Origin of the sequence: Methanosarcina sp. 1.H.T.1A.1, assembly GCF_000979295.1 — an archaeon.
Classification (GTDB): Archaea; Halobacteriota; Methanosarcinia; order Methanosarcinales; family Methanosarcinaceae; genus Methanosarcina.
In genome coordinates this window covers 20,283-47,175 of the sequence record NZ_JJQY01000074.1, presented here as the reverse complement: position 1 = coordinate 47,175, position 26,893 = coordinate 20,283, and the positions used below count along the sequence as shown (strand labels likewise).

Here is a 26,893-nt window from a genome sequence, read left to right as displayed (position 1 = left end):
TTTATTTTCTTCCGGCTTTCAAGGCTTTTTTGCTATCATTCTTTGCTTTTTCTGACTCAACTATTCTTTTTTATTGAAAGAGCCTCCCCTGACGGAACCTATTCTTTTTTCTTCATTCCGATATTTTTTAACTATTGGTTGAAAAAAGAGTTTCTAGAAGCCAAGTTTATAGGTATGAATTTTTTTTTCCCTTGCATGAGGACGATTTTTATTTTTTTAAATACAGGGAGCTTTGTATTTTTCAAAAAAAGGCAGTATGCTAATGGCAGTATGCTAATAATTCTCTTAAAAAAGGTTGGATCGAAGGAATCCCGAAACTTTTCCTCCGATTTTTTGTGTACAGGGTTTTGTACGTTGAATTCTCACTGCTTTTTTGATTCTTTTTTAATGCGTTTTTATGTACTCGATCATCCGCGGAGTAAGCAATGGAATTATCTCGGGCAGCATGTTAGGCATCAGGTTTTCCATGGCTTTTGGCATGAGGTCCGGGAGCTGCTCTCTCATGTAATCAGGCATCGGGACCCGTCTCTCAACAGCCTTAAGCATATCAGGCATGACCTTCGGCATGACAGAAGGCATGAGCATAGGCATCATTATGGGCATCATGGGCTTCATCATGGCGTCCATTCCGGGCACATACTTGACCATCTTCATCATGGCCTGAAGGGGAGCTGGCATTGCGGCCATCATCTGGGGCAGGAGTTCTACCATCAGGTCGGTCATGTTTTCGGGCTGCATGAGGGCGATCATCTTCTCAAAGGGCATCCATGACTGCAGGGCGTAGTTTGTCGTGTCCGGGATGTCATAGCCGAGGCTTCTTGCCACAAGGGCGCCGAGGTCCTGGGATTCTATGTTCATGTTGTTTTTCTCGGCGGCGACACGGAACTGGACCGTACAGCAGGGACACAGGGCCGCAATGATGTCTGCGTTTACATCTACAGCTTCCTGAAGCCTCATGCCTCCAAGTTTATATGCAACCGGTGGCTCGGCAATAAGGCTCACCACTGATCCACAGCAGTGGGCCTGTTCCCTGTTGTGTTCAAGTTCTCTGAACTGGATGCCGGGGATAGCTTTCAAAAGTTCCCTTGGGGGTTCGTATACCTTGCCCCCGGCTCTTCCCAGGTGGCAGGAGTCATGCCAGGCAACCACTTTATTCAGAGGTTTCTTGAATTTGGGCTTCAGAACGTCCAGGCGCTCCACCAGGACTTCGGAATAGTGCTTTGTCTCAAGCCCGTATTCAATGCCCAGTTTTTCCGCCCACTGTGGATAGACCGTGTGCCACATGAGCCAGCAGGCAGGGCAGGAAGTGATCACGGTTTTTACGCCTTTCTTTTTCATGTTCGAGACGTTCATCCGCATGATCTTTTCAAATACATCCCACTTCCCGGCAACGAGCATGGGAATTCCACAGCAGGCCTCCTTGTCTCCCAGCCCTGTGAACTCGATTCCTGCATCGTCGAGCATACGCACAGCCCCGACAGCTACGTCTTTTTCCACAAAGGACGCCGTACAGCCTGCAAAGTAGGCATACTCGGCTTTGTCTTTCATTTTTGCCCTGATGTCGTCAGGAATCCATTTGTCCCTGTCTTTGCTGAGGTTTGCCCAGATGTTTCTCTCCTTCAGAAGGCTTGCAGCCATGATCTCAAAGGGTGGGAAGGTCATCTTTTTCTCTTCATCAACCAGCTTTCCGCGCATTGTCATCCAGGCATGTTCGATTGGCATGTCCAGCTCACAGCGGGCGTCGCACATCTGGCAGGTGGTGCAGGCGAGGAAGGTGTTCGTTTGCCTCTGGTCAAGCTTTTCCCGACCAGCCAGGTATTCCTTGATGAAGAACCATTTTCCCCGGGGCGACTGAGCCTCCCAGCCCCTGCCGTAGTACTGGTCGCACTCGCTCACACAGTATCCGCACTGGGAACAGGAGTAGGCAAGTTCGACAATGTCTGCCGGGATGTCCTTTTCGTCTTTGAAGGAAACTTCTCCGATCCCGGACATATTTCCAACAAGCCTTCCCATGGGTTCGAAGGAAGAGCCGAGGGACACGGCGGTGTTCAGGAGCCCTTTCCCGTCCAGGGTCTCAGGGTTCATGATTCCGTTGGGGTCGAATTCTTTCCTGAGGGCTTCTATTTCCGAAAGCCGGTCTCCAAAGACACTCTTTTTCTTCGAGGCAAAGAATAGGCCGGAAGAATAGGCCCTGCCTCCGTTTTCTTCTGCAATTTTCAGGATGCTCAGGGAAAGGGCAAAGGCCGTATTGAAGAGTAAGGAGCGTTCGGAGTGGCGCATGAAGCAGAGGAGTACAACGTTTCCGTCACTGATAACCATCCCTTCGGTGAGCACCGGGAGTTTTATCCTCTTTTCAATTTCTTCAAAAGCACTATCCATCTTTTCAAGCGGCACCAGGATCTCAGCAGGGATGAAGGAGGGGCCGAGCCTTTTAACCTTCATGGACTTGAACCATTCCTCGGTCTCGTGCTTTGCAATCTCTTCGGGAAGGACCGTTCCACCTGCACTCTCGATTGCTTCTTTGAGGCCGGAGACGTTCCTGGAGGCAGGGTACATGAAGGTACAGACGTAAGCAACAGGCAACACTGGCCTGTGTTTGTCCACGATTTCCCCATAGTGGAGTTTTTGGGGCGATTTGTTTTTCATGTCCGCCCATTCGGGGTTCAGGAATGAGATGGACCAGAGGGGTATGTTCTTTTTCCTTATGGTTTCTACCGCTTTTTTCATGGCTGAAGCGTCGGGGAAGCTGGCGGAAACAGCTTTTCTCTCTTCGAGCTTCTGGACTTTCAGGGTAATTTCGGTGATAATACCCGTGGTCCCCATTGTCCCTATTAACTTCTTGAGTTCGGGGCCGGAAAAGTCCCTTATTTTTGCATTGGGGAGTACAACCCGGGCTTTTTCCATGCTCTCGTAGCCCCAGCCGAATTCATAACTTCCATATCCGGCTCCGCTCTGAGCCAGCCAGCCCCCTACGGTCGAGGATGGAGCGCTTGAAGGGATCGCCCTGACAGAAAGCCCTTTCTCTTTCAGCTTCCTATCTAAATTTTCCCAGATAAGCCCGCTCTGCACCACTGCTTTCTGCCCTTCGGGGTCGATGCTTATGATCTTATTCAGTAATGTGACATCGGCAACTATGCCTCCCTTTGTAGGGATCACTCCGCCATACCCGGAGGACGCCCCTGCACGGGGAACAACCGGAATCTGGTGCCTGTTTGCAAATTCCAGAAGTTTTACTGCATCTTCTTCCGTCCGGATTTTTACAACAGCTGCAGGGTCAGTGTTCCCTATTACTTTCTTGACAAGTGGGGGTAAGGCTCCTATATCGTGGTTATAATAGTGGCGATCGCGTTTGTCAAGATTGACGCATTCCCCGAAGAGTTCGGAGAGTTCTGTTTTCTGGGTTGCTGAAAGTTCAGGTACACTTCTTGCTGTCATATTCTTCTCCTCCTGAATTATGGCCTATTTGTGGACACTGATTTGTGGACACTTTACAGTATGCGCAGATGGTTGCATTAAAGCCAGATTCTGAAAATGTTTTTTGGCTCCCCTATAGTCTATATTATATAATTATAAAATAAAAATATTCGTTTTGTGAGATATGCCGTTTTACCGTTTTTGCGGAAAATAAAAAATACTAAATAAAAAAATAAAAAATATAAATCAGAACTTCAGGGCATCTTTGGGACAGACACTCACACAACGCCCGCATTTGATACAGTCGGGTTTTGTCTCGATCTGGCAGACCTTTAGCTGCATGGGACAGACTTTTTCGCATTTCTTGCAGCTGATGCATTTGTCTTTTTCAAGCTGAAGCTGGTACCTCTTTCCTCCTAGCAGGTTCTGGGCTGTTCCCATTGGACAGAAGGAACACCAGGTCCTCGGGCTCAGGTAGCTGCCGAGAAGGACTGCAATTGCAGTTGTTACAAGGCATATGGTGACAAAGATCATCCCTATCTTTTCAAAGGCGTTCAGGGTTCCGATGACACTTGAAATCCTGTAGCCCATAACGCCCATCATCAGGAGAAAGATAGGAATGCGCACCCACAGGCTCCTTAAGATGCCTGGGATCTTCTTTTTACTTGAAATTTTACTGATCCAGAAATCAGCAAGGCTTCCCCGGGGGCAGAGGTTTCCGCAGAACCATCTGCCTCTGAAGGGGCTGATAAGGAAGATTGCTGCAAAGATAAGCAACATGAAATATCCGAGTGGGGGGTACCAGAGCCCTCCTATGGAAACAATAAGTACAAGGATTCCCAGATAGGGAGTGATTTTGAGCATTTTAAATTAACCTCCGTTTTCCCATTGTTCAAGTTCCTGTCCGAGTCTGTCGGCCCAGGATTGTACAATTTTTAGAATGACATTTTTAATCTGGTTTCTTGAATGGATTTTATAAATGAATACATAGCCTCCTCCGTCAAGGTTCTGCTGTGACCTCTGGAGGATCCCTTTTTCGTGCAGCTTTTTCACGGAACGCTGGACCGTAGAAATATCCAGGTCCAGAGATCTTGAAAGAGTGTCAGTATCAACCCATTTTTCGGGTTCATTTAAGAAGTGCTTCATAACATTCAGATCAGCTTTTGTAAGGCTGAGAGCGCACTTGATCACATCTTCTACTTTGAATTCCTTGCAGGCAAAGTCTATTATTCCAATCCCTCCTCTCTTCTACAGTACTGTAATATTATATCCGGAGTATATATATACTGGCAAGTACGGCATACTACAGGCAAAAATACGAAGTACCGGAATTTCTTTTATCTATTCGCTCTTTTTCAGAGGTTTCCAGTCAATTAAGCTTATGTTCCCAGCATAAGCCATATGCCTTAAATAAAACAAATTTACCTGATTAAAAATAATCCTATTTCTATTTCATTTCTGGTTGTGTTTAGAGAACATTCCTTTCATATAATATTCCGTTTTCCAGAATATTTATGTTTTTTCCTTTTTGTAGAATTTTCTCTTTTTTTCCAGGGTATTTTCTCTAATCTGTCTGGTAATGTATCCGCCCCCTGCCCCCTAGAGATAGATTTTTATACTCCTTTTACAATCTGCAAATTACGGTTTAATGAGCTTGTTTGATTTGAGGTTTTTTTTCCACAAAGAAATCCGGTCTAAAATACGTTTTCTGCTCATTAATATCCACATATACTCCACAAAAAACCGGCAGGTTTCTCCTTTTATCCTGCCGGATACAAACACCTCTTTTAATTAAAGTATACTTGATTCAAAAAAATTTGTATTCTTCTCCATACCTTTTCCACAGGCTCCCTACTTTTCCTTCTGCAGGCAGATCTTTTCCTTATCAGTTTACAGGGGAAACTCGGGAGTTTCCCCGACTGCCAGCACTTACATCCCAAGAGCCGTCTGTGTAATCGTATTTTCTATTTCGTTCTTCAGTTCTTCCGGGATTCCCCTTATCCCAACATCCAGGAAGCCCCTTATGATCATTCCAATGGCTTCTTCTTCGGTAAGCCCTCTTGCCATCAGGTACTCTACCTGGTCTTTGGCAATTTTCCCCACGGCTGCCTCATGAGTAAGCTCTATATCATCTACATTTGCCTCAAGGATGGGGATTGCTAGCTGACTTCCTTTGTCGGTAAGGACAAGCCCTTTGCATTCCAGGTGCCCTTTTGCACCCTTTGCATTGCCTATCATTTCTCCCCGTGCAATTAGTCTCCCGCCGATTGTGATTGTTCTCGATATCAGCTCCGCTCTCGTATCCGGGGCGTTGAAAATTGCCCTGCTTCCAAGGTCAAGTTCGGAACCCAGGTGGGCAATTGCTATGGTGTTGAGCCTTGTCACCGCTCCTTTCCCTTCGAGCATTACAGTTGGGTAGGTCTGTACGGAACGTACGGGTTTCAGGCAAATGTAATTGCTTATGTAAGTCCCACCCTCTTCGACGTGCACAACAGTTCTCGGGCGGACTCCTATCTGTTCAGCCCAGTTATGGATCATTGTGAAATTCAGAGTGGCGCCTTTTTTTACATACATCTCGGATATTCCAAGGTGCAGGCCTTCTTCAACTCCCTTTTTGGCGGTACAGCCTGTGATAATATCAAGACTTGCTCCTTCCTCGACGACTATGATATTATGCACTGTCTGGGATACCTTTTTGCTTCCCAGCATAAGGCAGGTCTGGACAGGCATGGAAGATTTTTTTCCTGCAGGCGCACGGATAAAGTAACCATCCGCATTTTCAAGGTAGGTTTTTGCCGTGTACTTGTCAGCATCCACCTGCACGAGTTTCCAGGAGTAATCTTTGAGCCATTCATACTTTTCAAGGGCTTCATGCGTGGACATTAGTTCCACATTCTCATCTTTCATAGAAGAGTGTGAGACTGCATTATCCAGTACCAGAAAACTGCCGGATCTGCCTTCTTCGCTTGGGATTACCCCTACCTGAAGCAGGGTTCTTTTGCTTTCCTCGTCAAGAGTTTGAAGATCTTCAATAGGCTTGCTGACCTTAGAGCCGTCCTCATATTTTGCCAGTTCAAAATCCTCTCCAAAAGTCGCCTTTTTCTCAGTTGCGCTCTCAGCTCTCTTTTTCAGGCTCACTTCATCAGTCTGCATGTTATACACTCCTGATACCCTTTGTTTTTTATTTCTTCCAGCATTTTCAGGGGATTTCCTGAACACATGACCGTTCCATTACAGAGAATATACCCTTTGTCTGCCTGCACATAATCCAGAATCTGGCCTGTATGAGTAATGATAAGGGCGGATTTTCCCTTTTTGCATCTCTCACCCGGGCAGTCCATACCTTCTTCGAGAAGTCCTTTTATTGTCATTCCGACCTGTTCGATGCTTACAAGATCCACCCCGGACTCAGGCTCGTCCAGAAGGTAGAGGCTCGGATTCTGGGCTGCAAGCTGCAGAAGCTCAGAGCGTTTGATCTCTCCGCCTGAAAAACCCACATTTACATCCCTGTCCAGAAAGCGCTTCATATCAAGGTTTTCGGCAAGTTTTTCAGGATCCTTTTTTCCTTTCGATGCTACTTTTACAAGGTCCCTCAGTTTAATTCCTGACATGTCCGGAGGACGCTGCATCATGATACCCAGTCCGCGGCGGGCTCTTTCATCCACTGGAAGATTGGTAATATCTTCTCCATTGAACAGTATCCTGCCTTTCACAATCCTGTACTCGCTAAAGCCCATGATTGTCCTCATAAGGGCTGACTTTCCGGCTCCGTTTGGCCCGAAAAGTACATTTGTATACCCTTTTTCAACCTCGAGGTTCACGTCATGAAGCAAAATTTTTCCGTTGACCTCTACAGTCAGGTCTTCTATTTTCAGCATCGATGTTTCTCCCTTAATCTCATTTTAGATACGGTTTCCCCGATTTCTTTTTCCGTATCTCAAGAAGTAGCCGTTCAAAGTGCGTTTATTTGAATTATATTATGTATGGCAGAAATAACCATAAAATCAGACTGTTCTGGCAGTCCTGTCTGATTTCCAGTTCTCTGCATAAAGTCCTTTATTCCTGTTGGAGGACATTGTATTTCTAACCATATGTTTTCTCAGTGTCTCCTTAACCTATTTTTAAATTAAAGTGCTAAGGTTAGGGGGGCGTGGGGTTCAGTCACTGAACATCGCAAGCAAGGGGGGCGGTTCTCAAATCTGGACAAAGACGGTAGATGTTTCCGTTTTTCCAGATTTAATCAATAACTCACGGACACTGCCAGTTAGGGATCATGTAATAAATTGAGATTACTATAGGATTAAAACGAAAGTAATTTCTCTTAAGCAGAAATGGTTTTTTGAAAAGAAAGTAATTGTTTGAAAAGAAAGTAATTGTTTGAATAAGAAGTAATTGTTTGAAAAGAAAGTAATTGTTTGAAAAGAAAGTATGTTCCTTTTAATTCGCATTTACTGAAGTTCAAAGCGCATGCCAGCTCGAGTTTCCATATATTTTGAGGGAAAAGCATCTTTTATTTTTTCCTTATGGGTTGTGCAGTGCCCTGCTGCTATCAATTCCATCTCTTTAAGCCTCTCGAACCTATCGCTATCATGCAGCCCTCCAATAATTCCTTTAATATCCCCATAATAAAGGGCAGCATCCATAATTGCATCAATTCCCGGATGAGCACAGCCTGTAAGTACATAGGAACCGTTTTCTGTGCCCAGGACAAGGGACTGTTCTTTGATTTTATCTCCCAGTTCTCCTGTGCTCCAGATCCCATTAGATATCTCTAAGGCTTCCTTTACCTCTACAAGGTCAGCCCTCTTCTTAATTTCCCTTTTGAGTTTCTCTGAAAAAGATGAAGGTACATAAACAGTGAGTCCGGGATTTGCATGAAGGATCTCGGGCAGACCCCCTATATGGTCCCAGTGCTGATGGGAAAGGACCAGTTTACTTATACAGGCAGGACTGATGCCAATTTTCTCCATATGCTTGAGAAGCAGAGTTCCGTCCCATCCAGTATCGAAAAGGAGGATTTCTCTGCCTGTTTCAAGTAGAGCCGAAAATCCCCAGCTTCCTGTAAAACTAGGGTATGCTTCATTATCATACAGCACTGTTAGCCTGAGCATCTGCCTGCCTCAAATTTTGAATATTCTTATTATTATGTTTCTAAACGTATCCGGTCATATTTCTGACATTGTTCGGTAATCCAGTACAGTGGAAATCGGGTTTGTTTCAATTTCAATTCCCGTTTCCTCAAGGGCACAGATCCCGTTAATACCTCCCACTACTGCAACCCCGAACTTTCCTGTTTCAACCGGAGCTCCAAGTAGAAACTCATCAATTTCTCCTGTAGTGATACATCCTGCCAAACCCACCTTTGCTGCCCTTTTCATAATTTCTCCTGCCTTCTCATAGGCCGAAGAATTTATCTGCCGCATATTGGCAAGGATTTTTCCTTCTCCTTTTTCAAGCACCTCAAGGACTGAAGTAGGAGCTCTATTCATGAAAATCTTTATCGGGTCAATGGAAGTCCCGCTGTAGGAGATCAGTTCCAGAAAACGTGCTGGTTTCCTGTTTTCTATCTGGAGGATCCCTCCATAGGCGGGTTCTACAGGAATTCCTGCTTTCAGGAGAAGCCCATCAAAAGTGACGCTACATACGGTAGCTATTCCTATTTTCCCCGGAGGGAGAGGTATTTCAGGTCCTGAATCCTCTTCGAAGATTCTGACCCTCGGGCTTATCATGTACCCGGAGTGGGCTGTATACGAAATCAAATCAATAACCGTTTCGAAATCGTCTTTGTCAAAATAAGAAATATTTGCCACTACATCCCCTGTATCTGTTTCGGGGTTATAAGTGGTCCTGAATGCCATTTCTTCGATCCTGGAGATTACAAAACCAAAACGATCCCCTATGAGGGCATCATTCATCTCATTTTCTCCAAGGTCCGTAAGTGTACGCCCGGCATATCCGTGTTTGTGTGTAAACCCTCTCTCATCCAGGATCCTCAGGTGGTAGCGGACAGCCCGTTCTCCTATATCATAGCCCCGGTTGTTCAGTTCGTCAGCTATGGCCCGGGCACCTATGGGTTTGTCACTTTCGTGAATCACCCTCATGATTTCAATGAGTTTTCGCTCTATTTGCGGATCCATCATGTCTATAACACCGTTATACCCTGTATCAATTCCGTGAACTTTACGGATAATCGTGATAAAACCACAAAGACCACACATTGAATCATTTTGTGAGTGGTCTCAATGAGTAAATTTAAGTGGTTTCAGTAGAAGTTTCAGTAAGTAGTTTTCCGGGACGCCTCAATGAGTTTTTCAGTGAGTTCCGGTTCAGTATAATTATTTTTGAATATAATTGGCTATTTCTTGCTTGCTCCAAACGGATTCAATCCTGCTTTTAAATACTCAATTATAGTAAATCTTTTCGTACTTAATATAAGTTTGTCTTATTCAACTTCATAAAACCTCAGCAGGAAACCCGTTAAATCCTTTGATTTAGCGGGTAGTTGACAATAACTGCTGCTGAAAATCTCGGAAAAGATCATTTTCCAGACAACAAAAAGTTCTTTAACAATCTCTTTATTAACTTTTTCTTTTATCTCTAAGGTGGGAAGACCCCTTTTCCTCAGCATATCCGGTTTACTGGATATGACAGGTAGGGGATGAGCCTGGGGATTTACTGGCAATTGGCCGGAAGTATGAATCCGGAAGCCCGTTAAATCTTTAGATTTAGCGGGTAGTTCACACCAGCTTTACAATTCCAGGTTCGGGAGAATAAAGCTCTCCTGTTTCCAGAAGTTTCTTCAAAATTAAATCAAATTTCTCCTGACTTATCCCTTTTTCCATAGCTTTCTCACAAAACTCTTCAATTCCGATTTTCCCATCCGAAACCTTAAGGATCTCATTGAGGATCGATTTCTGGTCTTTTTTCGCGGCTGTGCTTCCAGAAGAAGTTCCGGGTCCCGGTTGAGCTGTTCCTTTCAGGGCCTGGTCTCCGGGGTTTGAGTTTCCGGCTTCTTTCGGAAAGGTTTTCAGGGAAAAAGTTTCTTTTCCGTTTCCGGAAAGTTCAGCCTGCAAGCGAGTTCTGAAGTCCACAGCTTCGGACAATTCTTCGAAAGAGCCGAATATTCTGAGTTTTCGCGCCTGCAGGAGGGCTCCGCAGTGCTGGCATCTAAGGGTTTTCTTCCCGGTCTCTGTTATTTGGGCCTGCTGCCTGCATTTAGGGCACACTACCACAACATAACGTGAGTCTCCGGGGTTTTCTCCAAACTCCATCTCTTCTCACCTTCCGTACCTTCTCTGCCTTTTCTGAAAATCCCTTATCACTCTCATAAGGTCTATTTTTCGTACATCTTCCCAGTTGACATCCGTAAAATAGAGTTCCGAATATACGGATTGCCAGACAAGGAAATCCGAAAGTTTCTGCCCTCCCGAACGGATCATTATATCAGGTTCATGCTTGACAAGGAGGTGTGATTCAAGCATTTTTTCGTCTACTTCTTCCGGTCTGATACTTCCCGCCTTGATCTCCTCAAGTATAGAAAGTACAGACCTGGTGATTTCCCCTCTTCCTCCAAAACCAAGTGATACATATACAAAAAAATCCCTGCCCCGCCGGCTGCTCTGTATTTCCCCTTCAAGGCCATATATTTCATAACCTGTTCCGGAAAGAAGATCTATGAAACTTTCTTCCAATCTGGTTCCAAGTGTTGACGCAAGCTCGGTTTTCACCGGTTGATCAGTCTTAAGAATATCAACATAAATGCTCACGAGTTCTACCTTAAACTTTTTAAACGTGAGAAGCGCGGCCAGAAGTTTTTCCATTCCTTTAGGGTCAAGGAGATCGGTTTCCTTGAGTATGATAGCCACATGCGCCGGGGTCTTTGTAGTTGACCTCGTTATTTGCCAGGCCAGGTACCTCTCATAGAGGGGATAACCAAAAGAAAGCAGATCCATCGAGTATTCATCCTAAAAAAGCCTTAAATGGCCTGGTATTTATTTCTCATTGTTTTTATCCGGTTTCAGGTTTTTCTCAGGTATGCAGTTTTTTAGGCTCGTTTTACAACCAGTTATTTTGCAGTAGAGACGATTTTGATTACATCCCCATTTTTCAGCTCGTGTTTTTCACCAAGTCTGAGTCTCGTCCTTGCATCCACAGCATACAGGAAACGATCTCCTATCTCGGTATGGATCTGGTATGCAAGGTCATGGCAGGTAGAACCTCTTTTCATAAGGTAAGCATCTGGCAGCATATTCCCTACTTTGTCGGACCATTTTCCTTCGTCTTCTACGGGATATACTACAATAAGGTCCAGAAGTTCAAAGACAGTCCTGTTTATGCACTCCTGAACCCCGGTGGTGCCAAGCCGTTCAACTACTTTATGGATGGCTTCAAGCCCTTTCTTCTGGGCATTTGTAAGATCTTCCGTAAGCACCTCGAAGTCTCCATTTCCTGGCGTGTACTTGATTATTCCACTTTTTGCAGCGGATTTCAAAGCCAGTTCGGCTGCTGCACTCGTAGGTACTACTATCCTGTCAAGTTCTTTGAGTTTTTTCAGGTTTTCTCCTGGGGCAATATCTGCCTTATTTGCAGCGATAAGGAGAGGTTTACTGAACTCTCTCATAGTATCACAGAGCCGGATCATGTCTTCTTCAGTCCATTTTATATGATCCACCCTTGCAAGCCCTGTGTCAATTAAGGCAGCATTTACGTGAGATTCCTTTATCCCTGCCCCCGCAAGCTGTTCTGAAATTACGATTTCAAGCTTTAACCCTTCTGCCTGGATCTTCCTGGAAAGCTTCACCCAGTTCCTTTCCAGAATTCCATAGAGCCACATGGTAATTTCCCTGTTCAGGAAAGCTACATCCTCAAGAGGGTCATGGTCTCCTATTTCTACAGGGTTGCCCTCAGCGTCTGTCCCGCCCGAGGCATCTACAACATGAATGATTGCCTGAGCCTGCCGGAGCTCGTCCAGGAAAGTGTTTCCAAGTCCTCTCCCTTTGCATGCGTCCGGCACAAGCCCTGCAACGTCAATGATATCAATCGGAACATGTCTGATTCCGTCCACACACTTTCCGCATGTTTTTTCCTTCTCTTTACAGGGGCACTCAGCCTGAACATATGTGACACCGTGGTTGGCGTTTATAGTTGTGAAGGGATAATTTGCAATCTCAACATCTGCGAGGGTAGCTGCTTTGAAGACGGTGGACTTGCCCGCATTGGGCTTTCCTGCAAGGCCTATGGTCATCGACATAAATTATAAAAACGAACTTGTTGCATTTAATCTTTATTGATATTGAAGCCTTAGAAACAGGGTTTTTTCCTCAATTTTCAGGGAAAACGGACAGATGCATTGCAGATTCAGCCGTATCTTGAGTAACAAAGTTTATATGCTAGAATGTGCTTATCAATGGTACTCGCTTGCGTCCCGATAGGGTAGTGGATATCCTTGAGGCCTGCGGAGCCTTAGACCTGAGTTCAAGTCTCAGTCGGGACGTAAATTCTTATTTTCATTTATTCTTCTTTGATTATTCACCGCATGTTCATCTGGATTTTTGTCTCTTATGACTTTTTGTACCCTGCTATTCTTTTTACTACTTTTTTACCGGATCTTTTGATTTGGTCGTCTTCGCTATGTAGTTGATATCTCGGTATTAAAGCTCCCAGCAAGATTATTGAGTTTTTTTTCAACTGTACGCAGGCGAGGGAAACCTTGCGCTGAGGGCGAGATAAAACGTGAGATCATATTTGCAGTCATTTCGGAATAGTACCTGCCAATTAATCAGGGAGTTCCTTAAGATTATATGTGCATGGATTTCGAAATGATTTACGGTTTGAATTTAAAATCAACGTCACCAGTTATTCAATTGTAAAATTTGTTTGAATTTTAAGACGGTATTTACTTCTATTTATCTAAGTATTTATCTTTTTTGAACAAATCCGTGTTATTTTTTTATAAGAATTGCTTAAATGGTAATTATTTTTCTTTTTATTAACAAAAACTATTTTTATTTAAAATATCTTACGATACTTTTTATGCTTAAAACATATAAAACTTTTCGAGATTTGATGTAAATTTCATAAAACAGTCTCTGCAGCAGTTCTCAATACTATAAGATTTTTTTGTATAACCGGAGCAACAAGAATGAAACCCAATGCGTTCTCTGCGCTGGCACTAGCAGCGATAATAATGGTTTCTATTTTCAGTCCCGCAGTAATGGCTTCAACAGTCTACGGGCCTGCACAATTTGAACGAGAGGATGGAAAACCCGTTAGAGTAAACGATAGTTTTTCACTGGATCATGTTCATGAGAATTATACCCTCTGTATCAGAAACGGTGACGGAGCAATAAATACAAGCAGCAGTTCTTTTATTTTTTTGAACGGGGTCCCCGTAGTCGGGCCGGCAGACTTCAACCAGAACGTAGACTTGATCCAGAAGAGTATATCTCTTGAACCTGAAAACGACATTAATATTGAAGTTGAAATGCGGAGTGTTCCCGGAAGCCAGATTACGCTCTGGATAGAAGACGAATCTCCTTTTATTACGATTAATTCTCCTTCCGATGACACGTTTTCCTCCGGAACTGTTGATGTTTCGGGTTTTGTTGACACTCTAATAACTTCCGATATCAGTCTTACCTTCAATGGAATAACTTCTGTTCTTCCTCTGGAAAACGGGAATTTCTCTACCGAACTGAACCTTACAGGCCCCGCTAATATTACTGTTTCAGGAAGCGATCTCGCTGGCCGGGTGCACTCGGCAACTCTCCTGCTGGACGGGGACATGCTGCCGGAATCTTATGAATACCTGCTGGGCTTTGACCCCCCTGAACCCCGACTCCGACTCAACCATGACCCCTGAAAACGAGGCCGGAAACGGGATTTCTGACGGGATGGAAATGCTTGGTGGCCAGCTACCTGCGTTTGTAAAGTCCCGTATAGGAGCTTCCCCCTTTGAAGAGGATACGGACTCCGACGGGCTTTCAGATTATTTCGAACTTATGAAACTGGGTCTCCTGACAGATGTAAATTTAGGGGACTCAAACGGAGACGGAGTGTCTGATGCGCAGGAAGACCCTGATTCGGACGGCCTTACTAACCTGGAAGAGCAGGAGTACGGAACCGATCCCCTGAACCCGGACAGCGACGAAGACACGCTTTCCGACGGCTTTGAGATAAATTCCTCGGGTACAGATCCGCTTTTACCGGATACTGACAACGACGGGCTTTCCGACGACAGTGAATTGCGCCTCGGGACCGATCCCCTGAACCCTGACAGCGATGGGGATGGGATACCTGACGGGAATGAAACTTATGTCTCCTCCCTGACTGATGACGAACTCGGAGTCATGGTCGAAATAGAGGGCACTGGAGACCTTGCAAAAGAAGTTGTCATATACGAGGAAACCTCGGAACTGTTTACCAACGTTTCGGCACTTGTGAGCCCTGTTGTGGACTTGAGCCTGGAGAACAGGACTTTTGAGAATGCACAGGTAACAATCCCCTACGACCCTGCAAAAGTGCCTGACCCGGCAAACCTGTCCGTATTTTATTTCAATGAGAGTGCCGGCACTTTCGAGCCCGTGGAATCCACTGTTGACCCGGCAAACCATACCGTAACAGGCCTCACGTCCCACTTCTCGACCTTTGCGATCTTCTATGTCCCTACCTGGAACGCCCTTTTCGACGCCGAGATGAACCTTGGCAGGGGAGGAGGCGGTGGAGTCGATGTGGTCTATGTGGACGTCATGTTTGCAATGGACAGTTCGGGCAGCATGAGCTGGAACGACCCCTACGGTTACCGGAAAACCGCTGCAAAGAACTTCGTTGGGGCTCTCCTCCCCGGGGACCGGGCAGGAGTCGTCGACTTTGACTCTTATTCAAGGCTTATCCGTCCCCTTACCAGCGACTTCGATGCCGTAAATTCTTCCATAAACAGCCTTGATGCCTCCGGCGGAACGAACATCGGCGCCGGTATGAACACCGCAAACAGCCACCTTATCAATTCCGGGGATTCCGAACACGCCTGGATGGTAATCCTGCTCACCGACGGTCAGGGCACCTACAGCAATACCTACACCCAGCAGGCAATAAACAACAACATCACCGTCTACACCGTCGGCCTTGGTAGCGATGTGGACACCGCTCTGCTCACAGGTATTGCAACTGCCACAGGTGGCCAGTATTTCTCCGTTTCAACTGCCGAAGACCTTCCTGATGTCTTCCGGACGATCTCTGAAGAAATCGAGCCAACCGACACCGACGGAGACGGCATCCCCGATATCACCGAAACCACCGGTTTCAGGGACGGCTTTGGTAATTGGTACACCACTGATCCTGAGAATCCTGATACTGACGGGGACGGACTGCTTGACGGGGAGGAAGCCGGTAAACTCGCCAATTGTGACGGCAAACAATACTTCCAACTATTCAGTGATCCGACTACAGAACATAGCGATGGTGATTTCCTTGACGACCTGGAAGAATATGAACTAGGTACGAACCCCTTCTCTGAAGATACGGATGGGGACGGGCTTTCCGACTCTGAAGACGAGTATCCCCTCTCCCCTACCAGCATCGAACCCGAAATCGGAGTTCTTGAAATCGGCCGCGCAATCGTTCTTGGCGCAGTCTTCGGGGAATGCGGCATTGAAGGCGGAAGTTTAGCTGGGTTTGTTGATAGTGAGATCGCATCTTCTGCATACTACCTTGTGGGCTGGATTGGCTTTTCACTGGTTCCGGTTGCCGGGGCTGTAGCTGATGCAAGAGATGCTGTGCAGGCTCTCATCAACGGTGACGAATTGGGCGCTGCCCTGAATGCCGCAGGTGCATTGTCAGGTGTAGGAGACGGGGTGAAAACAGGTGCAGCCATCAGTCTCTTCGTTTCTAAATATCCCACAAAAATCTTTGAGGTCTGTAAAGTACTGAGTAAAGTTCTTGATGATTTGCCGCCCTATACTGCATTAAAAGTAATGGATTCCCTGTGTGATGATGCAGCTTCTGCTTTGCATACTGCTCACAGCGTTTCAGTCGATACGCTCATAAAACTTTTCGATAAAGGCGTGGACCTGAATAAAGTCCGAACTTTACTGGAAAAAGTGTATACAGGTGTTTGGTCACCTGGAAATATAGGATCAGCTGCGAATCTGGATTATCATTTTGCAAAACATGGGCAAAAACTCAGTTTAAGCGGAAATCCGTCTGATCTAGTTGGGAAACAACAGTATGTTGATATGGCGATGGCACTGATCAATGAACAAGTCGGTGTGGAAAAATACTATGATACTTTGCATGGCACATTAGGGGTGTACGAACGTTCCACGGGAAAATTCGTAGCAGGAAATAAAGACGGCCAGATTGCAACCCTGTTTATAAGAGCTGCCAAGGAAATAGATAACAATCCAAACAGATTTATTCGGCTTATATGAAGGTGAATAAATGGACAAAAAGTATCTCTTAGATGCGCTTAGACGATATCTAGAGTATTATCGGGATTCTATAACTGAAATGAAAACAGATCCAAAAAAAGTGGGACCCTATGGAGTTAAAACTCCATTTTTTCCATTATACAATAGAAAAGGAATATTCTGGATATTAGATTCTCTTGGGAAAATAGGATGTAACACAAGCCAATTTGAGAGAGAAGTATCAAAAATAGATGAAGAGTTTAAGGCTTATGAGAAAGACTATAAAGAGGATTTTTTAAATCCTCTTTACAATGATTTAAAGGGCTTAATTGGTACGTACGAAGAATATTTCTCGGATTTTCAAAAATATAAAGATATTTTTAGGGCAAACGAAGAACTCGATCCATTATATAAAGAATATTTTCTCAATAGGAATAAAGGACTATTTTTTGCTGATGAGTATGAATTTGACATACTAATTAGCGTTAGAACGTATATAGAAATATTATTTGAATATTTGGATGGAAAACTCAACATTGAAGGATTAAAGAACAAAGTCCAAGAAATGGATAATATTTTCAAAAAGGACCTTGATGACATTTTAAAATGTATGGGTCTTGACGAATACCCTTCTTATGAACCATTTGCCCCTGCCAAATATTGGTGGCTGCATATAAATTGATGATTGTGGGTTACAGAAAATATTCTGTTTACCCTTACCCGGTGTATATCATTTTATTAAAAGTACGCTACGGGATGCGGTACAGGCTCTAATTAATGGTGACGAGCTTGGTGCAGCCCTGAATGCGGCAGGTGCTTTATCAGGTATAGGAGATGGAGTAAAAACAGGGGCAGCACTCACTCTTTTCCTCGGGAAGTATTCTTCGAAGCTCAATGACGTCCAGAAAGTAGTGGTCCCACTTCTTAAGTATGTGCCACTGAATCAGGCGAAAAAGGTTATTCTTGATGTTCTGTTTGACAATGCAGCTACGAGATTACTGAATTTGAACCTTGGGGCACATGTAGATGATTTGATAGTATTAGCTGAACGAGGAGTCGACTTACAAAAAACTATGGGTGTTTTGAGGGCTTGCGATGGAAGACTTGCATGGCTTGGAGAAGGACTTGAAAATTCATGGGGGTGGTTGCATATTATTAGAGAGAAACGATTGCAGCAAATAAGAGATAAATTTGGACCAGTACCACTAGAAAAGGTTGAACAAATGATTTATGAGACAATGAAAGATGGGCAGGTCACCAAATATGTCCCCGGAGATCGCATAACATATACAAAAGAATTCCCCGATAAAAATGGAGTATTAGCACCGTTTAGTGTAGGTGTAAGTGATAGGTCAACTGGTATAAGCCCTGGTAGAGTAATGACTGCGCACGCAGATGATTAATTACACGATAAACCTAACTTCTGCCCCTTTTTAGGTGCAAAAATTCTATTGACATCGAGTTAATATGCTTATAGAATAGATACATGCGCTTAAATTTTGGGAATCCAGGAAGAAAATATGGTGGATAATTACTATGAAACAATATGGAGTGAATGTAAAAATTCTTCAAGTAGATAAAAATGAAGAAACCTATGAAGAGGAAATCGTAATTGGAATAAATACCTTTAAACTGAATTGTTTCATTTCTGATTACCTTACTGAAGGAGATTTTGTGAAAGGAGAAATGATGGAGATACAATTGTCATTAATGACAACTGAACTTGATATAATAAATTGTGGAGAAAAAAATATTGTTTCTACAGAGCATTTTGAAGCTCATTGCAGGTTGTCAGGAGAAATAAAGGAGTTTTTCCCAATAATTTACAAGTATTATAAGGACGGTATTTGGTACGATGAAGAGGCAACAGGTTACAAGCATGGAATCGTCGATTGCGGGATTTTTGTCGCAGTACAAATCCCCAAAAAATCGGATCTCAAAATTGGTGACTATGTAAAAGCTGAAGGGCGTCTGGATGCTCGTAAAGTCAAAAAGGAAAACTGATATTTTGATTTAAAAAAGAGTTTTGTAAGGACCTTCGGATTTCAGGCACTTTCGGGCCAACTTCACGACTAAAAGCCTATGTATTGCAAATTGAACAAACAGATTCAACTTCAATTGAAATTGGATCTGCAATCTCTTTTTTATTCACACCAGATAAGTAGTGCTCCTACAGTGATTCCTACACCCAGCAGGCAATCGCTAACAACATCACCGTCTACACCGTCGGCCTTGGTAGCGATGTGGACACCGCTTTACTCACAGGCATTGCAACGGCCACAGGCGGACAGTATTTCTCCGTTTCGACTGCCGAAGACCTGCCTGACGTCTTCCGGACGATCTCTGAAGAAATCGAGCCAACAGATACAGATGATGATGGCATTCCCGACATCACGGAAACCACCGGTTTCAGGGACGGGCTTGGCAACTGGTACTATACCGACTCCAATAATTCGGATACTGATGGGGACGGGCTGCTTGACGGGGAAGAAGCCGGCAAACTCGTCGAGTATAACGGCAAACAATACTTCCAACTATTCAGCGATCCGACCACAGAACATAGCGATGATGATTTCCTTGACGACCTGGAAGAATATGAACTTGGCACGAACCCCTTCTCTGAAGATACTGACGGGGACGGGCTTTCCGACTCCGAAGACGAGTATCTCCTCTCTCCTACCAGCATCGAACCCGAATCCGGTACCCTTGAAATCGGTCGTGCAATTGTTCTTGGCGCAGTCTTTGGGGAATGTGGTATTGAAGGTGGGAGCCCTGCACCCTGTATTTTTTCTTTTATCTTTTGTACCGAATTTTTTGGTTTAAAACTCCTGAAATTCCCTTACTTTCTATCTAATTTTTGATCTTATTCCTTGTTTTTCCCGCTTCTTTCTCACTAATTTCTTAAGTCTATCAAAAAGATAATGAATATCAGTTCCCTTATAAATAAAGGCTAAAAGATGGTGATATTCATGAAAGGAAAAATTCTGGTTTTACTTCTGGTGTTTGTGTTCTTATTTTCCTCAGGTTGTTCTGGGAAAGATACGGGACCTGTGACTGATGAATCCAATACTCCGGCTCCGGAAGCCGGTGTAACGGAGCAGGAAGAAAATGTGCCCTTAGGGGCTGGAGAGGAGCATATTGTCCGCCTTGAGTATTATAAAGTAATAAGGCCTTCAGAACTGGATGTCCAGGCAGGGGACACAGTTTCCTGGTGGAGCGGCAAAAGGCAGGGGACCTATGTCCTTGTAAGTGAAGAAGGACTCTTTTCTGATCAGGAAATGGCTTACAGTGTTCCTTATAGCTATACTTTTAACACTCCCGGGACCTACCTTTTCACTATAAAAGACACTCCGGAAATGAACGTAACTATCAGGGTGAACTGAGAACCTCTTTTCTCCCTTATTTTAAAAACACCGCTTTTTTTCTATTGATATCCGTCTTCTGCGCGGTCGGGCAAAGTTTTATGAGGCAGAGTTTCAGGATTAACCAGTAATGATTACAGATGAATGACCGTCATACTACCCGTTCACAGGCCGAAGTATCAGGCTTTTTATGAACCCATATGAAAAAAAAAGCATTACAGGATTGTTTTAAGAAAGCTCTCTTAAAGCTCTCTTCGGAAAAGGAGCCTTCTACTGCTTGCGGGGGCAGTACCTTTTAAGAGCTGATCTGTTTAAACGCTGATCTGTTTAAAGAGTTATTTAATCTGGAATTTTAATGGAGGTGAGATTCCTCTCAGACCCTTGTAATCGGCCTTGCCATGCCTTTATAATGGTCAAAAAGTTCTTTTCCCCATTTAAGTGCGCTGTCGTCAAAACTTACCAGGTTATGGTTGTAATAGATCCCGCTATTGCAAAAGAGGGATAGGGCCATAAATTTCTCTGTAACTATGCTTGATGCGATTTTCATATTATTGTTGTTGCAGACATAGAGTTTAGTGTATTTTAAGTTCAGGAAATGTTCAAGCTCTTTTTTGTAGTCGTTGAGCATCCTGTCATAAACATACTCCGTGAATACAAGTGTAATATCCGTACCCTTTGCTGCAAGCTCTATACAGAGCGAAGGATAAATCGGAAGGAAAAATGAAGATGAGATCATTACCTTCTCGGATTCGGAAAGGTGTTTTACGACTTCTTTTGGGTACTCGAACACATGGTTTCGGTCAGGGTTTACTTCACTATAGTCTCCAAGCTTTCCGATACTATCCAGGAATTCAGGAGGAATTGACGTCATATCCTGGTTTATCCAGTAATCGTGGTTTTTATCGAAGACATTAAAAGTTTCAAGGATTGCTCTCATCTTGGGGACAAGAATCTCTCCGATACTGGAAAGTTTGTAGAGCCGGTCGTTTTCGACAATTAAGTCCTGCTTCATCAGGATCTTTATCTGGGTCATTATGGGGCTTGAGCGCACATCGAGTGTATTTTTAATCTCTTCGATGTTCTTTGGTCCGTCCAGAAGCAGTAGAAGGAGGTTTTTCCTTTTTTCTGAAAGAAAGAGAACATCCAGTAATGATGACTCCATCTAATTCCCTCTCTTATTTTTCATCTTATTATATCTAACATTGTATATATCTCTATACCCAGAATCTGTGCACCTGTCATGCTTTACTCGCAAAATTGATATTCTTTCCATAGATTGGCTTTCAGAGCATGAGCGCGGGGACAGATCGAAAATTGCCATTTTTTTATGCAACGGATTACTAATATAATTATTTTTCATTATCTTTATTAGTTGTAGGGTTCATCTGCATATTTTCTCTTTTATGGGTCTTCTTCAGATCAGATCTCTTTTACCTGCCTGGAAAGCCTTTTGAAATAATCGAATAATTCCTGGCCCCACCGAAGAGCGCTGGGCTCAAAGCTCATAATAAATTGCTGGTCAAATTTCCCATTCTTATCGAAGAGCCCCAGGAGCATTATTCTGTCAGTTACTGTAATTTCTGTAATTTTTACTCCTTCTTTGGAAACATACAGACTTACATTATCCATGCCCATTACTTCTTTTATCATATTTGAGTGCTCGTTTGAGAGATGGTCCCAGACTGACTGTGTGAAATTCAGAGAAATCTCGGCATCTTTTCTTCCGAGTTCAACATACAGAGGTAGATAGGCAGGATTGAAATAAGAAGCAAGGGTCGAAGCTCGCTTTGCATTGACCATACTGTCTATTATTTTTGGAGATGGTTCATATATGTGATTCAGGTCGGGTTCGACAAGGGTACAGTCTCCAAGCTCGGATATTCGCTCCAGAAGATGGCGGGGAATTGAGTTCAGGTCGTGGTTTGTCCAGTAACAGTTATTTTTTTCCACGACTTCAAGGGCACTTATCAGTGGCTTTACCTTCTTGATGATAAACTCTCCCAGCACTGTGAGTTTGTACATCCTGTCTTCCTGCACTATAAGGTCACTGTCTATGAGTTTCTTTATCTGTGGAAGAATCGACGTGGCGGTAACATCAAGTTCTGTCCTGACCTCATCAATGCTTTTTGAGCCTCCATCCAGCAGTATAAGAAGGTTTTTTCTTTTATCGGAGCGGAAAACAAGATCAATAAGTGAAGATTCCATATCTCCTTACTTCCTGTGGTGTACTATCTTGCTATATGCCGCCGATCCTTTTTCCCGGCAGGCTGCTTCTTGGCTGTTCAATGTCAACTTCCGCATTTCTCCGGAGTTTTTCAAGTCAATCATTTTTACACGGGGATACAGAATTGTCAATTTTAATCCTTTGAAAAACCAGGTGCACAGACTCCTACAAAGGTCATCTTTGTCTCCATTGGCGTATGCTTCCAGCCGGGTGGAGAGAGATACTCTATGCTGGTGTCTATCTTTATTGAGCTGGCCGGAAGCCCGAAATCTTTCATTGAATCCAGAATAAGTTCTTCTCCGACCTTGTGAGCGTATTCCACTGCTCCCCTGTACTGCTCGAATTTTTTCCTTCCAGCCGGGGTAAACACCAGAAAATTCTGGTCCGGATTTTCCATTAAATTGGGCCTTATAGTTATTTCAATTCTTTTGATTCCTTTTCCCACAAGGGCTCCAACCGCATTGCCTACTCTAGCCTGTTCAGGGACTATGATTTCTGCATCAATCAGAGCCTTCAGTTCTTCATGATAGGCTTTTACCGGCCCTCCCAGCAGGACGATGGGGATATTTATCTTATACTGGGCGGGGACTTCTCCCTCCAGCATCTTCTTTATTCCGTCTTTTCCCCTTCCTTCCATAATAAAGGACATCAGGCTGTAAGCCATGTTTCTGGCAACCTGCTGCTTCACTTTTTTGCAGAAGGCATGGACCCCCATCTGAGTAAAGCGGGAAAGTTTTTTGGCTCCTATCTGTGCGGTTTCGACATCCCATTCCGTATATTCCCCAAGGACATGGAGGGCATCCGTAGGTGTGAAGCCTATTGCATGGATCAGCCGCTGTTGCATCAGTGAGTCGAGAACTGCAGGAGAGGGGAAACGTTTCATTTTATTTAGGATATCATGAATGGAAAGAGGTTCGTTTCCTATAACTTCCAGTAATTTCTTCTCACTTTCGGTGGGGTTGATGGGTGTAACACCAGTGCTGACAAAGAACTTTGTTGGCTGGATATGCTCATTGAGCATGGTTCTAAGGGGTACCGGGTTTTTTTCAAGTTTCTCCTTGAAATTGGGGTACTTTACTGCAGCAAAGCAGAGGGGCATGACTCTCCTTGGGCCTATCCTCACGCACTTCTTGAACCATACATGGCTGTCTCCCCCGTTTGCAGAGCTTTCCATTTTGATAGCCTTTACCCGGGTCTGCCAGCCTCCCACGATAGCGCCTCTCTCACAAAGTTTAGGGATTCCGTTTTCTATTATAGATACATCGGTGCTTGTCCCGCCTACATCGATTACGGCACATGTGTCAAGTCCTGAAAGGTGTGAGGCTCCCATAATACTTGCAGCAGGGCCTGAAAATATCGTTTCGATGGGGCGCAGTTTTGCTCCTTTTATGTCTATGACTGAGCCGTCACATTTCAGCATGAGGACCTTCGCATCAAGATCTCTTTCCTTTACTTCGGCGATAATTGAATGGATAAACTGATAGGTTATGGGAATTAACTGGGCGTTCAGGACCGCGGTTGCTGCCCTTTCGTAGGCTCCCAGTTCCTGGGATAGGTCATGCCCGCAGACCACAGGATGCCCTGTCAGTTTAAGGATTACATTCTTTATCTTGAGCTCATGTTCCGGGTTTCTGGTACTGAAATAGGAAGAAACGGCAAATGCAGAGACTTTCTTTTTCATACTCACAGCAAACTGTTCTACCGCAGTTATGTCAAGCGGGTGGAGTTCCTCTCCGTTGCTATCATGTCCGCCTCTCACCGTAATGCAGTAGTCGGCTGGGAGTTCCTTGGGGATTGTGTAATCTCCTACAAGGATCAGGCCCACAGGATACCCTGTCCTTTCCAGGATGGTATTTGTTGAAAGAGTTGTGGAAACCGACACAAGTTTTACTTTCTTCAGGTATTCCGGATTCAACTTATCCATTGCATTTCGAATTCCGGTCATAAGGTCCGGATAGGTGGTAACCGCTTTGCTTGTATCAAGGATCCGGCTGTCCGAATCCCTTAAGATAACTGCATCAGTGTATGTTCCACCTGCGTCAATACCCAGACTATATTGCATTGTCAAAACAGCCCCATTTTTTACTCTATTTTAAGTAATCTATATCTTTTTTTAGCTGTATTCATTTCTCTTTTTAGCCGGATGTATTAAGATATTGCTTCAGATATATATATCCCTGCTTATAAATTTCTATCACGAAAGTTTGTTTTATTCTTTTCCTTTCAGCCTGTTACTGTGTTTTTCGGAACGCCGACCCCTACAAAAACAAGTTTTGTTTCCAGAGGCACATCTGTCCAGCCGCTGGGCGCCAGGTGCTTCCTGCTGACATCTATCTTTATGTCCTCTTTTTCAAGCCCTGCACTGATCATGTAATCCATGACAAGCTGTCTCCCCAGCTTTTCTGCATATTCCAGAGCTTCGCCGTATATTTCAAATTTCTTCCTTTCTGAAGGGGAAAATACAATAAACTCGTTTTTCTTTTCTTGCCGAAGAGCACTTTCTATAATTTCACTCTCCGGAGCTATGCCGTATTCCTCATCATCTTCAGGTTTTTCTTCCCCTGACCTGGAAACAAGTCTTGTTTTTATGAGAATCTCTGCCCTTTTGATTCCTTTCCCAACAAGGGCGCCAACTGCATTGCCAACATCAGCGTGTTCGGGAACTATGAACCCGGCATTAATCAGTCTACTCAGTTCTTCCACATATGCCCATGCAGGCCCTCCTAGAAGGACCACAGGAATTTCTATTCTAAACCGCGTAAAGTTCTTTCCCATAAGTACTCTGTCAATCTCGGACCTGGGCATTCCTTCTATCAGATATGCGATAAGATCTTCGGCAATGTTGTGCGCAACTCTGCGCTTTACTTCAGCACTGAAAGCCTCCGGGCTTAGCTTCAGCGGCCTTCCGAGCATGTAAGCCCCTATCCTTGCAGTTTCTACATCCCATTCGGTATATTCCCCAAGGACATGCAGGGCATCGGTGGGTGTAAAACCTATAGCCTGAATCAGCCTTTTCTGTATAAGTGAATCGAGCATTGAAGGCGAGGGGCGTTTTTTCAGTGCTATTAGCAGGTCTCCGAAGGAAACAGGCTCTTTTCCGATATGCCTGTATATCTCCCGTTCTCCTGCTTTCAGCTCAATAGGCCTGAAATCCGTACGAACAAAAAATTTCGTTACCTGGATGTTTTCACAGAGATAACCTTTTGCTACCCTGTTATGCTTAAGTTTCTCCCTGAATTCGGGATATATAGCAGAAGCCCTGCAGAGAGGAATAACCCGGCGGGGGCCTAAGTTTATCCGGTCGCCCTTAAGCCATATATGGCTGTCTCCTCCGGTTGCTGAGGTCTCCATACGGATAGCTTTTACACGGGTCTGCCAGCCTCCGACTACCGCACCTGCGCTGCTGAGTTGTGGGAGCCCGTTCTGCATCATGGCTACGTCCGTACTCGTGCCCCCAACATCAATAACAGCGCATGTGTCAAGCCTGCTGAGGTGAGAGGCCCCCACAAGGCTCGCGGCAGGCCCTGAAAAGATAGTTTCAATGGGTTTTTCCAGAGCCTCTTCGATTCCAACTACTGACCCGTCGCATTTTAGCATCAGCATGTTTGCGCTGATCCCGCGGCTTTCAAATTCTTTGATTATTGACTGGATAAACTTATGGGTAATCGGGATTAGCTGAGCGTTTAGAAAAGCAGTTATGGCCCTTTCATAGGCTCCAAGATCCTGGGACAACTCATGGCCGCAAACAACCGGGTGCCTGGTAAGTTCCTTTACAGCTTTTTTGACGGCAAGCTCGTGCTCGGGATTTCGGTTGCTGAAATACGAAGAAACCGCAAAAGCAGAAACTTTATTCTGTACTTTGAGGGCGAATTCTTCTACTGAATCAAGGTCCAGGGTTTTTAGTTCTTCTCCATCGCTGTTATGCCCGCCTGAGACTGCTACCCAGTAGTCTGTTGGAAGTTTCTCCGGGATCACATAGTCTCCGATCATGATCAGCCCTACCGGAAATCCGGTGTTTTCCAGAATCGTATTTGTGGACAGGGTGGTGGAGACGGATACGAGCTTTATGTCTTTAAGATAGCCGGGGTCCAGTCTGTCGATTGCATTTTTCATTCCCGGCAGGGGGTCGGGGTAGGTCGTCAGAGCTTTGCTCGCCTCAACTACTTCTCCATCAGAATCCCTTATGATAACGGCATCAGTATAGGTGCCCCCTGCATCGATTCCAAGACTGAAGTGCATTTTCTTACTTACCTCTTTTGTGAATTGGATAGCGGCTTCTTCAGGCGTTTCGGAAAGTTATTAGTTTCTAGTAATGTTTCTGTTAAGATACTATTAAACAACCTGGCCAGTTTTCGGGCTCTGGCTCATGGTCAGATTCCGGCTGGTTAAAGCTTGTTATTATTATTTTAATCTGAATAGTTGTTAAACATGTAGTAGCTAAATGGATATCCGATTTCAGAACTTCTTATCTTTTTCTGGAAAAAACA

22 protein-coding genes and 1 tRNA gene are annotated in these 26,893 nt (G+C 44.4%); 8 read left to right on the top strand and 15 right to left on the bottom strand.

Going from position 1 to position 26,893, the window contains the following annotated elements:
• Positions 1-384 precede the first annotated feature (384 nt).
• The 11 genes from EO95_RS07330 to EO95_RS07280 form a co-directional block, all read right to left on the bottom strand.
• Positions 385-3,435: an FAD-binding and (Fe-S)-binding domain-containing protein gene (locus EO95_RS07330; protein ID WP_048133567.1), complete on the bottom strand. Its 3,051-nt coding sequence runs from the start codon at positions 3,433-3,435 to the stop codon at positions 385-387.
• Positions 3,436-3,660: 225 nt separating this feature from the next.
• Positions 3,661-4,278, bottom strand: a complete 618-nt coding sequence (locus tag EO95_RS07325) for a 4Fe-4S binding protein (RefSeq protein ID WP_200895016.1) — start codon at positions 4,276-4,278, stop codon at positions 3,661-3,663.
• Between the two features lie 6 nt (positions 4,279-4,284).
• Positions 4,285-4,644, bottom strand: a complete 360-nt coding sequence (locus EO95_RS07320) for a TrmB family transcriptional regulator (protein WP_048133566.1) — start codon at positions 4,642-4,644, stop codon at positions 4,285-4,287.
• A 699-nt stretch (positions 4,645-5,343) separates the two neighbouring features.
• Complete coding sequence (locus EO95_RS07315; protein ID WP_048133565.1) at positions 5,344-6,567, bottom strand: SufD family Fe-S cluster assembly protein; 1,224 nt, start codon at positions 6,565-6,567, stop codon at positions 5,344-5,346.
• Positions 6,549-7,292, bottom strand: a complete 744-nt coding sequence (locus tag EO95_RS07310) for an ABC transporter ATP-binding protein (protein WP_048133564.1) — start codon at positions 7,290-7,292, stop codon at positions 6,549-6,551. The genes EO95_RS07315 and EO95_RS07310 overlap by 19 nt, the downstream gene beginning before the upstream one ends.
• Positions 7,293-7,862: 570 nt before the next feature.
• Entirely contained in the window at positions 7,863-8,525 is a 663-nt protein-coding gene (locus EO95_RS07305; RefSeq protein ID WP_048133563.1) for an MBL fold metallo-hydrolase, read from the bottom strand.
• A gap of 54 nt (positions 8,526-8,579) precedes the next feature.
• On the bottom strand, positions 8,580-9,554 hold the full coding sequence (locus EO95_RS07300) for a DUF128 domain-containing protein (RefSeq protein ID WP_048133562.1): 975 nt from the start codon (positions 9,552-9,554) through the stop codon (positions 8,580-8,582).
• Positions 9,555-9,856: 302 nt separating this feature from the next.
• Positions 9,857-10,096, bottom strand: coding sequence for a hypothetical protein (locus EO95_RS07295; protein ID WP_156164008.1), 240 nt, complete (start codon positions 10,094-10,096; stop codon positions 9,857-9,859).
• A 55-nt stretch (positions 10,097-10,151) separates the two neighbouring features.
• Complete coding sequence (locus tag EO95_RS07290; RefSeq protein ID WP_048133560.1) at positions 10,152-10,685, bottom strand: DUF5817 domain-containing protein; 534 nt, start codon at positions 10,683-10,685, stop codon at positions 10,152-10,154.
• A gap of 6 nt (positions 10,686-10,691) precedes the next feature.
• Positions 10,692-11,366 (bottom strand): undecaprenyl diphosphate synthase family protein, encoded by a 675-nt coding sequence (locus EO95_RS07285; RefSeq protein ID WP_048133559.1) that lies wholly within the window; start codon positions 11,364-11,366, stop codon positions 10,692-10,694.
• A 113-nt stretch (positions 11,367-11,479) separates the two neighbouring features.
• Positions 11,480-12,664, bottom strand: a complete 1,185-nt coding sequence (locus EO95_RS07280; protein ID WP_048133558.1) for a redox-regulated ATPase YchF — start codon at positions 12,662-12,664, stop codon at positions 11,480-11,482.
• Positions 12,665-12,835: 171 nt separating this feature from the next.
• On the opposite strand from EO95_RS07280, the gene EO95_RS07275 reads away from it, so the two are divergent.
• The 8 genes from EO95_RS07275 to EO95_RS07240 all read left to right on the top strand — a co-directional run bounded on the left by EO95_RS07275 (position 12,836) and on the right by EO95_RS07240 (position 20,203).
• Positions 12,836-12,907, top strand: a tRNA-Arg gene (locus EO95_RS07275).
• 648 nt (positions 12,908-13,555) lie between these two features.
• Positions 13,556-14,275: a hypothetical protein gene (locus EO95_RS07270; RefSeq protein ID WP_048133557.1), complete on the top strand. Its 720-nt coding sequence runs from the start codon at positions 13,556-13,558 to the stop codon at positions 14,273-14,275.
• Positions 14,214-16,841 (top strand): VWA domain-containing protein, encoded by a 2,628-nt coding sequence (locus EO95_RS07265; RefSeq protein WP_082105964.1) that lies wholly within the window; start codon positions 14,214-14,216, stop codon positions 16,839-16,841. The genes EO95_RS07270 and EO95_RS07265 overlap by 62 nt, the downstream gene beginning before the upstream one ends.
• Before the next feature lie 10 nt (positions 16,842-16,851).
• Complete coding sequence (locus EO95_RS07260; protein ID WP_048133556.1) at positions 16,852-17,502, top strand: hypothetical protein; 651 nt, start codon at positions 16,852-16,854, stop codon at positions 17,500-17,502.
• 229 nt (positions 17,503-17,731) lie between these two features.
• Positions 17,732-18,223, top strand: coding sequence for a hypothetical protein (locus EO95_RS07255; protein ID WP_048133555.1), 492 nt, complete (start codon positions 17,732-17,734; stop codon positions 18,221-18,223).
• Between the two features lie 133 nt (positions 18,224-18,356).
• A complete protein-coding gene (locus EO95_RS07250) occupies positions 18,357-18,824 on the top strand; it encodes a hypothetical protein (protein ID WP_048133554.1) in 468 nt (155 codons plus the stop codon).
• Positions 18,825-19,063: 239 nt separating this feature from the next.
• On the top strand, positions 19,064-19,681 hold the full coding sequence (locus EO95_RS07245; RefSeq protein ID WP_048133553.1) for a hypothetical protein: 618 nt from the start codon (positions 19,064-19,066) through the stop codon (positions 19,679-19,681).
• Between the two features lie 108 nt (positions 19,682-19,789).
• A complete protein-coding gene (locus tag EO95_RS07240; protein WP_048133552.1) occupies positions 19,790-20,203 on the top strand; it encodes a cell surface lipoprotein in 414 nt (137 codons plus the stop codon).
• Between the two features lie 352 nt (positions 20,204-20,555).
• On the opposite strand, the gene EO95_RS07235 is transcribed toward EO95_RS07240, so the two are convergent.
• The 4 genes from EO95_RS07235 to EO95_RS07220 all read right to left on the bottom strand — a co-directional run bounded on the left by EO95_RS07235 (position 20,556) and on the right by EO95_RS07220 (position 26,645).
• Positions 20,556-21,344 carry a winged helix-turn-helix domain-containing protein gene (locus EO95_RS07235; protein ID WP_048133551.1) on the bottom strand — a complete coding sequence of 263 codons (789 nt, stop codon included), beginning with the start codon at positions 21,342-21,344 and terminating at the stop codon, positions 20,556-20,558.
• Between the two features lie 257 nt (positions 21,345-21,601).
• Positions 21,602-22,387: a winged helix-turn-helix domain-containing protein gene (locus tag EO95_RS07230; RefSeq protein WP_048133550.1), complete on the bottom strand. Its 786-nt coding sequence runs from the start codon at positions 22,385-22,387 to the stop codon at positions 21,602-21,604.
• Between the two features lie 152 nt (positions 22,388-22,539).
• On the bottom strand, positions 22,540-24,468 hold the full coding sequence (locus tag EO95_RS07225; RefSeq protein WP_048133549.1) for a hydantoinase/oxoprolinase N-terminal domain-containing protein: 1,929 nt from the start codon (positions 24,466-24,468) through the stop codon (positions 22,540-22,542).
• 161 nt (positions 24,469-24,629) lie between these two features.
• Positions 24,630-26,645 (bottom strand): hydantoinase/oxoprolinase family protein, encoded by a 2,016-nt coding sequence (locus tag EO95_RS07220; RefSeq protein WP_048133548.1) that lies wholly within the window; start codon positions 26,643-26,645, stop codon positions 24,630-24,632.
• Positions 26,646-26,893: the final 248 nt, after the last annotated feature.